The organism is Achromobacter denitrificans NBRC 15125, from assembly GCF_001571365.1.
GTDB classification, from domain to species: domain Bacteria; phylum Pseudomonadota; class Gammaproteobacteria; order Burkholderiales; family Burkholderiaceae_B; genus Achromobacter; species Achromobacter denitrificans.
This window is the reverse complement of the sequence record NZ_BCTQ01000026.1, coordinates 51,063-63,970: the sequence shown is the minus strand read 5'-3', so window position 1 is coordinate 63,970 and position 12,908 is coordinate 51,063. Positions and strand designations below refer to the sequence as shown.

Annotated in this window: 13 protein-coding genes; 3 read left to right on the top strand and 10 right to left on the bottom strand. The window is 67.4% G+C overall.

Annotated elements, in window-relative coordinates; translation table 11 throughout:
- The first annotated feature begins 198 nt into the window (after positions 1-198).
- Positions 199-525, top strand: a complete 327-nt coding sequence (locus ADE01S_RS20705) for a PsiF family protein (protein ID WP_062683634.1) — start codon at positions 199-201, stop codon at positions 523-525.
- A 33-nt stretch (positions 526-558) separates the two neighbouring features.
- Here ADE01S_RS20705 and ADE01S_RS20700 read toward each other — a convergent pair whose 3' ends face one another.
- Genes ADE01S_RS20700 through ADE01S_RS20675 form a run of 6 tightly spaced genes read right to left on the bottom strand, consistent with a single transcriptional unit; the run spans position 559 to position 4,411 of the window.
- Complete coding sequence (locus tag ADE01S_RS20700; RefSeq protein ID WP_062683633.1) at positions 559-1,599, bottom strand: cyclase family protein; 1,041 nt, start codon at positions 1,597-1,599, stop codon at positions 559-561.
- A 5-nt stretch (positions 1,600-1,604) separates the two neighbouring features.
- Entirely contained in the window at positions 1,605-2,384 is a 780-nt protein-coding gene (gene pcaD / locus ADE01S_RS20695) for a 3-oxoadipate enol-lactonase (RefSeq protein WP_062683632.1), read from the bottom strand.
- Positions 2,385-2,438: 54 nt separating this feature from the next.
- Entirely contained in the window at positions 2,439-2,735 is a 297-nt protein-coding gene (locus ADE01S_RS20690; RefSeq protein WP_062683631.1) for a YciI family protein, read from the bottom strand.
- 12 nt (positions 2,736-2,747) lie between these two features.
- Positions 2,748-3,023: a muconolactone Delta-isomerase gene (gene catC / locus ADE01S_RS20685; protein ID WP_062683630.1), complete on the bottom strand. Its 276-nt coding sequence runs from the start codon at positions 3,021-3,023 to the stop codon at positions 2,748-2,750.
- A gap of 57 nt (positions 3,024-3,080) precedes the next feature.
- A complete protein-coding gene (locus tag ADE01S_RS20680) occupies positions 3,081-3,725 on the bottom strand; it encodes a 3-oxoacid CoA-transferase subunit B (RefSeq protein ID WP_062683629.1) in 645 nt (214 codons plus the stop codon).
- Positions 3,722-4,411, bottom strand: a complete 690-nt coding sequence (locus tag ADE01S_RS20675; RefSeq protein ID WP_043546699.1) for a 3-oxoacid CoA-transferase subunit A — start codon at positions 4,409-4,411, stop codon at positions 3,722-3,724. The genes ADE01S_RS20680 and ADE01S_RS20675 overlap by 4 nt, the downstream gene beginning before the upstream one ends.
- 191 nt (positions 4,412-4,602) lie before the next feature.
- Here ADE01S_RS20675 and ADE01S_RS20670 point away from each other — a divergent pair, with 191 nt between their 5' ends.
- Positions 4,603-5,385 carry an IclR family transcriptional regulator gene (locus tag ADE01S_RS20670; RefSeq protein WP_062683628.1) on the top strand — a complete coding sequence of 261 codons (783 nt, stop codon included), beginning with the start codon at positions 4,603-4,605 and terminating at the stop codon, positions 5,383-5,385.
- A 47-nt stretch (positions 5,386-5,432) separates the two neighbouring features.
- Here the strand turns inward: ADE01S_RS20670 and ADE01S_RS20665 are convergent, their stop codons facing one another.
- From ADE01S_RS20665 to ppc, 4 genes are all read right to left on the bottom strand, one after another.
- The gene (locus ADE01S_RS20665; protein ID WP_062683627.1) at positions 5,433-6,161 is read right to left on the bottom strand and encodes an SDR family NAD(P)-dependent oxidoreductase; all 729 of its coding nucleotides are present in this window, start codon (positions 6,159-6,161) and stop codon (positions 5,433-5,435) included.
- Between the two features lie 168 nt (positions 6,162-6,329).
- Entirely contained in the window at positions 6,330-7,670 is a 1,341-nt protein-coding gene (locus tag ADE01S_RS20660) for a short-chain fatty acid transporter (RefSeq protein ID WP_062683626.1), read from the bottom strand.
- Positions 7,671-7,849: 179 nt separating this feature from the next.
- Positions 7,850-8,785, bottom strand: coding sequence for a 3-hydroxyacyl-CoA dehydrogenase family protein (locus ADE01S_RS20655; protein WP_062683625.1), 936 nt, complete (start codon positions 8,783-8,785; stop codon positions 7,850-7,852).
- Positions 8,786-9,129: 344 nt separating this feature from the next.
- Complete coding sequence (ppc, locus tag ADE01S_RS20650) at positions 9,130-11,979, bottom strand: phosphoenolpyruvate carboxylase (protein WP_062683624.1); 2,850 nt, start codon at positions 11,977-11,979, stop codon at positions 9,130-9,132.
- 194 nt (positions 11,980-12,173) lie between these two features.
- Here ppc and queC point away from each other — a divergent pair, with 194 nt between their 5' ends.
- Positions 12,174-12,893, top strand: a complete 720-nt coding sequence (queC, locus tag ADE01S_RS20645) for a 7-cyano-7-deazaguanine synthase QueC (protein WP_062683623.1) — start codon at positions 12,174-12,176, stop codon at positions 12,891-12,893.
- Positions 12,894-12,908 lie beyond the last annotated feature (15 nt).

Sequence of the window (12,908 nt, the reverse complement as noted above, 5' to 3'; positions counted from 1 at the left end):
AAACGGATGAACGGGCGGGCGCGGGCGTGGTGCGCGCCGTTTCAGCGCGCCGTCAGCCCTTGGCGATTCTTGACTTTCGGGGCTCTTGCGGCGGGCCGCGGTTTGTTCGATGATGACCGGGCCGGCGATTGGGCCGGCGGATCGTGCGGCCCGCCATCGCGCCAGATTCCCGGCGCGCGGACGCTCAAGGGAGGAACCATGCTTTCCCGTACCAGCCAGTTCGCCTCTGCCATCCTGTTGTCCGCCTGCTTCGCCGGGGCCGCCCTGGCCCAGACGCCCGCCGCTCCCGCCAAGACGCCCACGCCGCAGCAGCAGCGCATGGCGGACTGCAACAAGTCGGCGGAAGGCAAGAAGGGCGATGAGCGCAAGGCCTATATGAGCAGCTGCCTGAAGGGCGAAGCCTCGCCCGCCAAGCAGCTCACGCCGCAGCAGCAGAAAATGAAGGACTGCAATGCGAAGGCCGGCGAGCAGAAGCTGACCGGCGACCAGCGCAAGACCTTCATGAGCACCTGCCTGAAAGGCTGAGGCCCGCCCGCCGGGCGGGAAAGCCGCAGCCGCCTAGACCGTCGCGATCGGCGTCACCGGCGAGCCGATCGCGTGCGGCAGGCGCAGCGGCGGCGCCGTCAGCATGAAATGATGGCGGCCGTTGGCGCGCAGCCACTCGGCCAGGTCCTTCAGGTACCACAGTTCGGCCAGGGGCAAGCCCAGCTTGAACAGGCAATGGTGATGCAGCGGCAGCATGGCGCGCGGGCCGGTCTTCTCGCGCGCGGGGTAGGCTTCCACGGCGTAGTTGTCGGCGCAGATGGCGGCGATGCCGCTGTCCGTGATCCATTGCAGCAGCGCGTCGTCGGTGCCGTCCAGCGCGGCGCCGTAGGTGTGCAGCGTTTCGGCGTCGGGCTTGCCGTTCATGGCGACCACCGCCTCGGCGTAGCCGGTGCGCAGCACCAGCATGTCGCCGGCTTCGACGCGGATGTCGTCCGCGTCCAGCACGCGCATCAGTTCCGCGTGGCCGATCAGCGTGCGGCCGGGGCCATAGTGGCGGAACAGGTCCACCAGCACGCCGCGTCCCTGCATGCCTTTCTGCGCCAGGTTCTCGACACCCAGTTTCAACGCGGCCGAGGGGCCGCCGCTGTTGCAGCCGCAGCCGGTGTGGTCGCCGTCGGCCGGGCCGACGACATCGACGCCGGCCTGGAAGCCGTTGTAATAGCGCAGCTCGGGCTTGCCGTCGCCATCGGCGTCGAACAGCGCGCCGACGTGCGCCAGCGCATCCCATTGCGTGGAGTACTGCATGGACAGCAGCACCTGGTCGTCGCTCAGTACGTCGACCGCGTCGGGATTGACGTTGCGCAGCGGGAAGTTCAGGTAGGGCGTATCCGCCAGGCGGGTGGGGCTCAGCTGCGGCGGATGGCGCCGCGGATTGAGCACGTTGCCGCCGGGCAGGTCCAGCGGCAGCGACAGGCAGAAGGTCTTGCCGGCGCGGATTTCGCGCGCGCCTTTCAGGACCTGTTCTTCGGTGATGAGATTCAGGCGGCCGAGTTGGTCGTCGGGCCCGAAGTCGCCCCAGTTGGAGCCTTCGGGCCGGTGTTTCCAGCGCTGCATGATGCCTACTCCGTCAGGAAGTCGACGACCGCGCGGGTGTAGGCTTCGGGTTGCTCCCAGTTCGAGATGTGGGAGGTGTTCAATTCAAGATAGCGCGCGCCCGGGATGGCGTCGGCCAGCTCGCGGCCTTGCGCGGGCGTGGCGGCCAGGTCGTGCGTGCTGGAGATGACCAGGGTGGGCGCCGAGATGGAGGCCACCTGTTCGCGGAAATCGGCGTCGCGCAGCGCGGCGCAATTGCCCGAGTAGCCGGCGTCCGGCGTGCGGCGCAGCATGTCGATCAGTACCTGGGTCAGGCCCGGCTCGGCGGCGCGGTAGCCGTCGGTGAGCCAGCGTTCCACCAGCGTGGGCGCCATGTTCTCCAGGGTCTGTTCCGCCACGGCGGCGATGCGGGCGCTCCAGCCTTCGGCCGAGCCGATGCGCGCGGCGGTGTTGCACAGGATCAGCTTGCCTACGAGTTCGGGACGCGCCAGCGCCAACCACAGGCCGGTCGGGCCGCCCATGGACAGGCCGCAGAAGTGCGCGCGCTTGATGCCCAGGTGCGCGAGCAGCTCGGCCACGTCGTTGCCCAGTTGCTCGAAGCTGTATTCGCCTTCGGGCACGGACGATTTGCCATGGCCGCGGGTGTCGTAGCGCAGCACGCGGAAGTGCTTGGTCAGTTCGGGGATCTGGCGGGCCCACATGTCGGAGCAGGTGCCCAGCGAATTGGAGAGCACGAGTACCGGCGCGTCGGCGGGGCCATCGATGACGTAGAACAGCCGGGCCTGGCTGAGATCGGCGTAAGACATGGGGAATTCCTCGGGGATAAGGCAACGGCCGCCCGGAGGCGGCCGCGAAAGCGTTTACAGATAGCAGGCGCCGTCGACGTAGGCTTTGCGCCAGCGCGTGATGGTCACGCGGTCGAACAGGTCGGCCTTGGAAAACGGATCGGCGTCGATGAACTGTTGCGCGGCCTCGCGCGTTTCCACGGCCACGATGTACAGGCCGCCGCCAGCGTCCTTGCCGTCGTCCTGCAGCTTGGCGCCGCAGGCCAGCAGCAGCTGCTTGTTGGCGTCCAGGAATTCCAGGTGGGCGGCGCGGTGCTGCTGGCGCACGGCCTGGTGATCGGGCTTGTCGAAGGTTTCGATAATGTAGGGCATGCGGGGCTCCTCTCAGATCGCCGAGGGGTGGCGCGCCAGCGCGGTGACCTCGATATCCATGTACGGGAACAGCGGCAGGGACGACAGCAGCGCGTGCAGCTCGTCGTTGTTCTCCACGTCGAAGATGCTGACGTTGGCGTAGCGGCCCACGACGCGCCACAGTTCCTTCCACTTGCCGTCGCGCTGCAGCTGCTGCGCCAGGGCCTTTTCGTCCGCTTTGAGCTTATCGGCGCGGTCGGCGGGCATGTCGACGGGAAGATTGACCTGCATTTGAACCATGAACAACATGATGACTCTCTCCAGTAAGGCCGCTCCGGCGGTGCCGGAGCGCGGGGATATGAAAAATCAGCGGGCGAACTTCAGCGGCAGGCCGGTCAGGCGCAGCAACTCGTCGGCGGTGGTGTCGCCGAACATGTCGATCACCGTCACGCCGTCGGCGCGGATGTCGAACACGGCCACGTCGGTGTACACGCGCGAGACGCAGCGCACGCCGGTCAGCGGATAGGTGCAGGCCTCGACCAGCTTGCTCTGGCCTTCGCGGGTCTGCAGTTCCATCATCACGAATACGTCTTTCGCGCCGATGGCCAGGTCCATCGCGCCGCCCACGGCCGGGATGGCGTCGGGCGCGCCGGTGTGCCAGTTGGCCAGGTCGCCGTGCTGCGACACCTGGAAGGCGCCGAGCACGCAGATGTCCAGGTGGCCGCCGCGCATCATCGCGAACGAGTCGGCGTGATGGAAGAACGAGCAGCCCGGCAGCTCGGTCACGGGCTGCTTGCCTGCGTTGATCAGGTCGTAGTCTTCCTGGCCCTTGGCCGGGGCCGGGCCCATGCCCAGCATGCCGTTCTCGGTATGGAGGATGACTTCGCGGTCGACGGGAAGATGGTTGGCGACCAGGGTGGGCAGGCCGATGCCGAGGTTCACGTAGGCGCCTTCGGGGATGTCCTGCGCGACGCGGGCGGCGATCTGGTCGCGGGTCAGTTTGGTGCTCATTGCTGCTCCTTGGCGGCCGGTTGGGCATCGATCTGCACGACGCGCTTCACGAAGATGCCGGGGGTGACGACGGTTTCGGGGTCCAGCTCGCCCAGTTCGACCACTTCGCGCACCTGCGCCACGGCCACGCGCGCGGCGCTGGCCATGATGGGCCCGAAGTTGCGGGCCGTCTTGCGGTAGACCAGGTTGCCCCAGCGGTCGCCGCGCTCGGCCTTGATGAGCGCGTAGTCGGCGTGCAGCGGATACTCCAGCACGTACTGGCGGCCGTTGATCTCGCGCGTTTCCTTGCCGTCGGCCAGCGGGGTGCCGTAGCCGGTGGGCGAGAAGAACGCGCCGATGCCGGCGCCGGCGGCGCGGATGCGCTCGGCCAGGTTGCCCTGGGGCACCAGTTCCAGTTCGATCTTGCCGCTGCGGTACAGGCCGTCGAAGATCTGCGAGTCCACCTGGCGGGGGAACGAGCAGATGATCTTGCGCACGCGGTTGGCGCCCAGAAGGGCGGCCAGGCCGGTGGTGCCGTTGCCGGCGTTGTTGTTGATGATGACCAGGTCCTTCGCGCCCTGCTCCAGCAGGGCGTCGATCAGTTCCATGGGCTGGCCGGCGGTGCCGAAGCCGCCGATCATGACGGTGGCGCCGTCGGGTACGTCCGCCAGGGCGGCCGCCGCGCTTGCAACAAGCTTAGAGATCATGATGTTTGCTCATAGGTGGCGTGTCATAATTTGTTCTTCACTAGAAATTCCGTTCTGCTGAAGAACATCGTTTCATGGGGATCGGACAGCGTCAAGGCTGCGCGGCGCAGGCCGATTCCCATCGTCTGGCGTTGCCGTGGCGGCAACGGATGGCTCGCCGTCGGCGAGCTTTTTTCTCTTGGTGCATACGGATGGCTGAGCAAGAAACCCAGCAACCCAGCGACAGCTACGTGCAGTCCTTCGCGCGCGGCCTGTCCGTGATCCGGGCCTTCGGCCCGGATCGCTCGCAGATGACGCTGTCCGAGGTCGCCGCGGTGACCGGGCTTACGCGTGCCGGGGCGCGCCGCATCCTGCTGACGCTGGAGCACCTGGGCTACGTCACCGTCGACGACCGCAAATTCGCCCTGACGCCGCGCATCCTGGAACTGGGCTATGCCTATCTGTCCGGCACGCCGCTGTGGAACCTGGCGCTGCCGTACATGGAAGAGGTGGCCGAGCAGACGCGCGAATCCTGTTCCGTGTCGGTGCTGGAGGGCGCGGACATCGTCTACATCCTGCGCCTGTCCACCCACAAGGTGATGACGATCAACCTGGCCGTGGGCAGCCGCCTGCCGGCCTGGGTGACGTCGATGGGCCGCGTGCTGCTGGCCGGCCTGGCGGACGACGAACTGGACCGGGTGCTGGCGATGAGCCAGATCAAGGCCTATACGCCGCACACGGTGACGGGCATCGCCGAGCTCAAGCGCGTGCTGGCCGGCGTGCGGGCCGACGGCTACGCCTGCGTCGCGCAGGAACTGGAGCCGGGGCTGCAGTCCGTGGCGGTGCCCATCATGGACCGCAGCGGCCGCGTCATCGCCGCGATGAACGTGAGCGGCCATGCCAACCGCTTTTCGCGCGAGGAAATGCTGGCGACATTCCTGCCGCCGTTGCGCCGCGCCGCCGACCAGATCAACCACGCCCTGCTGCGCCGGTAAGCGGCGCAACCGGAGGGCGGAGGCGGACGGCAGGCGCATGGCGTGTCTCAGATCGGAGCGACGCCCAGCGTCGTGCCGCCGCAGACATACAGCATCTGGCCGGTGACGAAGCCGTTGTCCGGGGACAGGAAGAACATCGCGGCGCGCGCCACGTCTTCCGGCGTGCCCAGGCGCTTGACCACGATGCTGTTGATGATGCGTTCGGTCTGCGGGGCGCCGGCGGGATTGCTCTTCATGAAGAGGTCCGTGGCGATCGGGCCGGGGCCGATGGCGTTGACGGTGATGCCGTCGCCGCCCAGTTCCATGGCCAGCGTGCGAGTCAGGCCCACCAGGCCGGCCTTGGTGGCGGAATACACCACGCGGTCCGGCTTGCCCAGCGCCGCGCGCGAGGACATGTTCACGATGCGGCCGAAGCCGGCTTCGCGCATGGCGGGCAGCGCCGCCTGGGCCAGGATCAGCGCGGTGCGCAGGTGCAGGTTGACCACATAGTCCAGGTCCGCCAGCGTGGCCGTATCCGCCGTGCCCGGGCGCGTGGCCCCGGCATTGTTCACGAGGCCCACGATGTTGTAGGCCGAGGTCACTTCGGCGGCGACCTCCTTGGTGCGCGCTTCGTCGGTCAGGTCGGCTTGATACGAAACCAGCCCCGCCGGCGGATTCTCGGGCAGCTTGTAGTCGATGTTGACGACCTTGTGCCCCGCCTCCAGCAGCATGCGGACGATCGCCGCCCCTATCCCGGCGCTGCCGCCGGTCACGAGATACGCAGTAGGTTTGCTCATATCGATTCCCTATTCCTATTCCAGGCTGTCAACCGCTCACTAGAACACCGCCATCCCATACTCGCCTAGACCTCTCCCAAGCCGGGACACCGCCAGATCCGGCTCCGCCGGTCTGCAGGTGTCGCCCCCCTGGGGGGGCGCGCGTAAGCGCGTAGGGGGGGAGCCCCATCAATGCGTCATATAGCCCCACAGGAGCACAGCGGTGATGTGGATCACGCCGACCCACAGCATCATGATGACGGTATAGCCCATCACGTCGCGCAGCTTCAGCTTGGAGAGCGCCAGCGCCGGCAGGATCCAGAAAGGCTGCACCAGGTCGTTCCAGGCGTTGCCCAGCATGACGGCCATGGTGGTCTGGTTCAGCGCGCTGCCGATTTCCTTGGCGGCGTCGATCATGAACGGACCCTGGATGACCCAGTGGCCGCCGGCGGACGGCGCGAAGAAGTTGATGACGAAGGAACTGATCAGGCCCCAGAACGGCAGCGATTCGGGCGTGGCCACGTCGACGAACACTTTCGAGATCGTGGTGACCAGGCCGGAGGCGGCCATGATGGCCATGATGCCGGCGTAGAAGGGGTATTGCAGGATGATCCCGGAGATCGTCTTGATGCCTTCGGTCAGCTTCGCCACGTAGGCGGCCGGGGTGCCCAGCAGGATGATGCCCAGGAACAGGATGATGAAGTTGATCAGGTTCAGGTCCAGCGAGCCGCCGTCCATGAAGTGGAAGACCACGTAGGCCACGCCCAGCGCGCCGATCAGCAGGCTCAGGAGGCGGCTGTTGTTCAAGCGCGAGGCCAGCGTGCCCTTCTCCAGCAGGTCTTCGGCGGCATTGCCGGCCGAGGCGTCGCGGTCGATCGCCGGATCCACTTCAACGATTTTCTCGCCCTTCTTGGGGTGCAGCCAGGCATTGAGCAGCGGCAGAGTGATGATGATGACCAGGCTGGTGATCAGCATCGGCACCGAGAAAATGGTTTCCGACAGCGGGATGGTGCCCATCTGCTTGGCGGTGGGGTGGTTGGGCGTGGCCACCAGCACGGGGATGCTGGCCGACAGGCCCAGGCCGTACATGGTGAAGCCGCTGTAGGCGGCGGCGATGATCAGCGGGTAGTGCACGCCCTTGACCTTCAGCGCCAGCTTCTTGGCGACGATGCCGCCGATGACCAGGCCGAAGCCCCAGTTCAGGTAGCTGCCGATGCCGCCGACCAGGGTCGCCACGATGATGGCGGTGTGCGGCTTGTGCACGTGGCTGACGATGCGGTTGAGCATGCGGTCGGTGAGGGGGGCGGTGGCCAGCACGTAGCCCATCGCCAGGATCACGGCCATCTGGGTGGTGAAGGCCAGCAGGCTCCAGAAGCCGTTGCCCCAGGCGCGGGTGATGTCGCCGATGCCCTTGCCCTCGACGCCCATGGCCAGCAGCACGGTAAGCAAGGTCAGCGCGATCGCGAAGACGAAGGGGTCGGGCAGATACTTGCGCATCAGCTCCGTAAAGAATGAAGCCAGTTTATTCATGGTGCCTCCAACAAACTCCGGTAAGGCTAAGTTTTCTCGTGTCTTGCGCCGCCCGGCACCGGGTTTCGGCGGGGGCGGGTGGGACGATAGGTTTTCTTTGTGTGGTTGGGCTCGTGGCCCGATGGCGGCGGTGGCCGAAAGCCCCGCGCCTTATGTAGTGAATGCTTGTGGACGCTGCGTCAGGAGTCGCCGGCCTTGCCGTTGAGCCAGGCGGCCAGTTCGCCGAGCGCGGCGCTCTTTTCGCGCAGCACGCGCTCGCGGCGCTCGGGGCTCCAGGTATAGAAACCCTGGCCGCTCTTGGCGCCGATCTGCCCGCTTTCGACCTTGCTCTTCAGCAGCTCCGAGGGTTCGGTGCGGTTTTCGAGGTCTTTGTAGAGGTAGCTGGCGATCGCGTAGTGCACGTCGATGCCGTTCATGTCGCGCTGTTCCAGCGGGCCGGACAGGGCCAGGCGGATGCCCAGGCTCCACTTGACCACTTCGTCGATGTCTTCGGCGCTGGCCACGCCTTTCTCCAGCAGCGAGATGGCTTCGCGGGCCAGGGCGTGCTGGATGCGGTTGGCGATGAAGCCGGGGATGTCCTGGCGCACCAGCACCGGCCGCTTGCCGGCGAAGCGCAGCGTGGCCATCACGCGCGCCACGGTGTCCTCGGAGGTGTCGTCGTTGCGCACGACCTCCACCAGCGGGATGACGTCGGCGGGGGTGAAGAAGTGGGTGCCCACGAAGCGGTCGCGGCGCACGACCGCGCTGGCGATGGCGTTGATGGACAGGCCGGAGGTATTGGTGGCGAAGAGGGTGGACGCGGGGCAGAGGGAGTCGAGCTTGGCGAAGATGCCGCGCTTGAGCTCCAGGTTCTCCGGCACGGCCTCGATCACCAGGTCGCTGTTGCAGGCCGCTTCCAGCCCGGGCGCGACCTGAATGCGCTGCATCGCTTCCTGGACCCGCCCGGGGGCGTACACGTTCAGCTGGCGGCCTATCGTCTGGAGCGCGCGTTCCAGCGCGCCTTCCATCGGGTCGATCAGGACGACGTTCAATCCCTTCGAGGCGAACAGCGCGGCGATGCCGCTGCCCATGGCGCCTGCGCCGACGATGGCGAGATTCTTGAGGGGAGTATCCATGATGGTTCGCTCGGTGCTGACATGCCGGGCTTGCGGGCGGGCACGTGCGGAACCAGGATGCTTTCTGTCTCTTCCGGTGTGCCTTCCTGTGCGCCAGGCCAGAAAAATCGTTTTGTTCTATATACGAACATTTGTGCGGATATAGAATTTCTGGAAGAGATGGTACTAGAAGTCGCGGGGGGCGGACAAATGGCGAATTTTGGGTGTCCGTCTGGTGGACGCCGTCAGGGGGCGTCGGCCCGGGCGCTGCCGCGCGCCGGGGGGCGTCCCCGCCTCATCGGCGGCAGGCGTCGGCGCCGGTCGCCCGGCGCGGGGAGCCAGGAAGGCACCCGCAATACAACGGCTCAGCCCGAGTTGCGCAACCCCGCCGCGATGCCGTTGATGGTCAGGTGGATGGCGCGCTGCACGCGCTTGTCGATCTCGGCCTCGGGATGCTTCTGCGCGGCGCGGTGGCGGCGGATCAGGTCGATCTGCAGGTAGTTCAGCGGATCGATGTAGGCGAAGCGTTCGCGCAGCGAGGCTTGCAGGGTGGGGTTGTCGGCCAGCAGCTCGCGCTGGGTCAGCAGCTTGAGCATGGCTTGCGTGCGGCCGTGCTCGGCGCTGATGGCGCCGAAGATGCGCTCGCGCAGGCCGCGCTGCGGCACCAGCTGCGCATAGCGCGCCGCGATCGCCAGGTCGGACTTGGCCAGCACCATCTCCATGTTGGAGAGCAGGGTGCGGAAGGCCGGCCAGTCGCGCGCCATTTCGCGTAGTTGCGCGAGGCGGCTGCGGCGCGAGCGCGGCGCGTCCGGGGCGCCGGTTTCCAGATAGGCCTCGATGGCCGATCCCATGCCGTACCAGCCCGTCAGCATCAGGCGGCATTGCGCCCAGGAAAAGCCCCAGGGGATGGCGCGCAGGTCTTCGATGCGCTGCCCCTTCTTGCGCGAGGCGGGGCGCGAACCGATGTTCAGGCCGGCGATTTCGCTGATCGGCGTGGCGGCGAAGAAGTAATCGGAGAAGCCGGGCGTGTCGTATACCAGGCCGCGGTAGGTGCGCTGCGCCGTGTCCGACATGAAGGACATGGCCGGGCCGTGGTGGGCCATGTGCGCGTCTTCGGCGCTGGTGGCTTCGGCGCGCGGCGCCAGGCTGGACTCCAGGGTCGCGGCGACCAGCAATTCCAGGTGCCAGCGGCCGACCTCCGCATCCTTGTATTTGCTCTGGATGACTTCGCCTTGCTCGGTCAGGCGGATCTGGCCGGCCACGGTGCCCGGCGGCTGCGCCAGGATGGCGTCGAAGCTGGAGCCTCCGCCGCGGCCCACCGAGCCGCCGCGGCCGTGGAACAGGCGCAGGCGCACGCCGCGCGCGGAGAACACGTCGACCAGCGCGCGCTCGGCCTGGTAGAGCGACCAGTTGGAGGTCAGGAAGCCGCCGTCCTTGTTGCTGTCGGAATAGCCCAGCATGACTTCCTGCGCGCCGTTCTGCGCCTGCTTCACGCGCTGGCGGACCTCGGGCAGGTCGAGCCAGGCCGCCATGATGCTGGCGCCGCGCTGCAGGTCGGGTATGGTCTCGAACAGCGGCACCACCATCAGGCCGTCCTCGGGCAGGATGGCCTGGCCGGCGGGGGCGATCAGGCCGGCTTCCTTCTGCAGCACCATGACTTCCAGCAGGTCGCTCAGCGTTTCGGTGTGCGACACGATGGTCTGGCGCACGGCCTGCTTGCCGTAGCGGGCCCGGCCGGCGGCGGCCGCGCGCAGCACGGCCAGTTCGCGCGTGGTTTCCTCGTCGTAGGCGATCCAGGGCGAGGCCAGGGGGCGCCCCTGCGATAGTTCGGCCCGCAGCAAGGCCACGCGCTGGTCTTCGTCCAGCGCCAGGTAATCCAGCGGCTTGCCTTCATGCTGCACGCCGGCGCGCGAGAACAGTTCGGCCAGGGCGCGTTCGTGCACGTCGGAGCTCTGGCGAAGGTCGACGGTGGCGAGGTGGAAGCCGAAGACTTCCACGGCCTGCTGCAGGCCGGCCAGGCGCAGTTTGCCGATGGGCGAGCCATGGTGCGCGGCCAGCGACGCGGCGATGATGGCGAGATCGGCCGAGAATTCCTGCGGCGTGTCGTAAGGGGCGGCGGCGACGGTGCTGCGCCGGGCCAGGTCCTGGCCGGTGAGGCGCTGCGCGGTGGCCGCGAGGCGGGCGTACACGCCGACCAGGGCGCGGCGATAGGGTTCGTCGCGGCGGTGCGGGGAATCGTCGCCGCTGGCCTCGGCCAGCGCCAGCAGCTCGGCGTCCACCGCGATCAGCAAGGTGGTGACGGACAGTTCCGCGCCCAGCGCGTGCACTTCCTGCAGATAGTGCTCGAACAGCACCGTGGCCTGGCGCAGCAACGCGCGTTCCAGCGTGCCGGCGTCCACGTTCGGGTTGCCGTCGCGGTCGCCGCCGATCCAGCTGCCCATGCGCAGGAACGGTTCCAGCGGCGGGGGCGGGGCGGCGAAGGGCTTGGCGGATTCGCGGTTCAGCAGCTTGGACAGGTCCCCGTACAGGCGCGGGATGACCTGCAGGAAGGTGCTGCGGTAGTACGACAGCGCGTTCTCGATTTCGTCGGCGACCGTGAGCCGCGTGTAGCGCAGCATGCGGGTCTGCCACAGGGTGGCCACGCGGCCCAGCAGCGAGGCGTCCAGGTCGGCCAGTTCTTCCGGGGTGAGGGGGCCGTCGCGCTGGGTCAGCCCGGCGGCGATTTCCCGGTGCACGTCCAGCGTGCTCTTGCGCTGCACTTCGGTGGGGTGCGCCGTCAGCACGGGCATCACGCAGGCGTCGGCCAGCAGGCGGCGGATGCGCGCCACGCCGACGCCATGCCGGCCCAGCGCCTGCACCGCTTCGCGCAGGCTGCCGCGCGCCGGAGCGTCGTCGGCGATGGCGCGGGCGCGCTGGCGGCGATTCTGGTCGCGGTCCTCGGCGATGTTGGCGAGGTGCAGGAAGTAGCTGAAGGCGCGGGCGACGGAGTTCGGGTCGCTGCCTTGCAGCCGCTTGACGCGCTGCTCCAGCAGTTTGCCGTCGGCGTCGTTGCCTTCGCGGCGGAACTTCACGGCCGTGCGGCGCAGGGTTTCGATGGTGTCGAAGACGCGCTTGCCTTCGCACTCCTCGATGACGGTTCCCAGTAATCGGCCTAACAGCCGGATGTCGTGACGCAAGGGTTCTGCTGAATCGGACTGCTGGCGCATGGCATTCATCTGGCGGGGATCCGTCGGGCTGCTGGAGGCAAAGGGTGGAGGAAGGGGCGTTGCAGGTAAACCGGAAATGAAACGTGATCGATTTTACGCAGCCTTCCTTACGGGAAAGCGCCGGGGCTGCGTTAAAGTTCGCTAAGGGCCTGTTTACGCCAAAAGAAGTCCTTTTCCCTTCATTTTTTCCAAAGCCCCCTTCTATGCAAAACCATCAACGTCGCGCGCTCGTGCTGTTTTCGGGCGGCCAGGATTCCACCACCTGCCTGGCCTGGGCCCTGGACCGGTATGCCCATGTGGAAACCGTGGCGTTCGATTACGGGCAGCGCCATCACATCGAGCTGTCCGCGCGCCTGAACGTGTTGCGCGACATCCGCGCGAATTTCCCGGACTGGGCGCCACGCCTGGGCGAAGATCACCTGCTGGACCTGAAGGTGCTGGGCCAGGTGGGCGACACGGCGATGACTAGCGACCGCGCCATCGAGATGCAGGCCAACGGCCTGCCCAACACCTTCGTGCCCGGCCGCAACCTGCTGTTCCTGACCCTGGCCGCCGCCCTGGGCTACCGCCGCCAGCTGGACGTGCTGGTGGGCGGCATGTGCGAAACGGATTTTTCCGGCTATCCCGACTGCCGCGACGACACCATCAAGGCGCAGCAGGTGGCGCTCGGCCTGGGCCTGGGCGCCCGGGTCACAATCGAGACGCCGCTGATGTGGATCGACAAGTCCGAAACCTGGGCGCTGGCGTATCAACTGGGGGGCGATGCCCTGGTCGAGACCATCGTCGAGGAAAGCCACACTTGCTACCTGGGCGAACGTGGCGCGCGGCACGACTGGGGGTATGGCTGCGGCGAATGTCCGGCCTGCAAGCTGCGCAAGATCGGCTGGGAAAAATGGGTGGTCGCGTCCGCCGCCGAAGGTTGAGCGCCCGGGCGGCGG

Excerpts from the sequence above, each read along its gene's own strand:
- ADE01S_RS20705 (WP_062683634.1), top strand. The coding sequence starts at position 199 with ATGCTTTCCCGTACCAGCCAGTTCGCCTCTGCCATCCTGTTGTCCGCC.
- ADE01S_RS20700 (WP_062683633.1), bottom strand. The coding sequence starts at position 1,599 with ATGCAGCGCTGGAAACACCGGCCCGAAGGCTCCAACTGGGGCGACTTC.
- pcaD (WP_062683632.1), bottom strand. The coding sequence starts at position 2,384 with ATGTCTTACGCCGATCTCAGCCAGGCCCGGCTGTTCTACGTCATCGAT.
- ADE01S_RS20690 (WP_062683631.1), bottom strand. The coding sequence starts at position 2,735 with ATGCCCTACATTATCGAAACCTTCGACAAGCCCGATCACCAGGCCGTG.
- catC (WP_062683630.1), bottom strand. The coding sequence starts at position 3,023 with ATGTTGTTCATGGTTCAAATGCAGGTCAATCTTCCCGTCGACATGCCC.
- ADE01S_RS20680 (WP_062683629.1), bottom strand. The coding sequence starts at position 3,725 with ATGAGCACCAAACTGACCCGCGACCAGATCGCCGCCCGCGTCGCGCAG.
- ADE01S_RS20675 (WP_043546699.1), bottom strand. The coding sequence starts at position 4,411 with ATGATCTCTAAGCTTGTTGCAAGCGCGGCGGCCGCCCTGGCGGACGTA.
- ADE01S_RS20670 (WP_062683628.1), top strand. The coding sequence starts at position 4,603 with ATGGCTGAGCAAGAAACCCAGCAACCCAGCGACAGCTACGTGCAGTCC.
- ADE01S_RS20665 (WP_062683627.1), bottom strand. The coding sequence starts at position 6,161 with ATGAGCAAACCTACTGCGTATCTCGTGACCGGCGGCAGCGCCGGGATA.
- ADE01S_RS20660 (WP_062683626.1), bottom strand. The coding sequence starts at position 7,670 with ATGAATAAACTGGCTTCATTCTTTACGGAGCTGATGCGCAAGTATCTG.
- ADE01S_RS20655 (WP_062683625.1), bottom strand. The coding sequence starts at position 8,785 with ATGGATACTCCCCTCAAGAATCTCGCCATCGTCGGCGCAGGCGCCATG.
- ppc (WP_062683624.1), bottom strand. The coding sequence starts at position 11,979 with ATGAATGCCATGCGCCAGCAGTCCGATTCAGCAGAACCCTTGCGTCAC.
- queC (WP_062683623.1), top strand. The coding sequence starts at position 12,174 with ATGCAAAACCATCAACGTCGCGCGCTCGTGCTGTTTTCGGGCGGCCAG.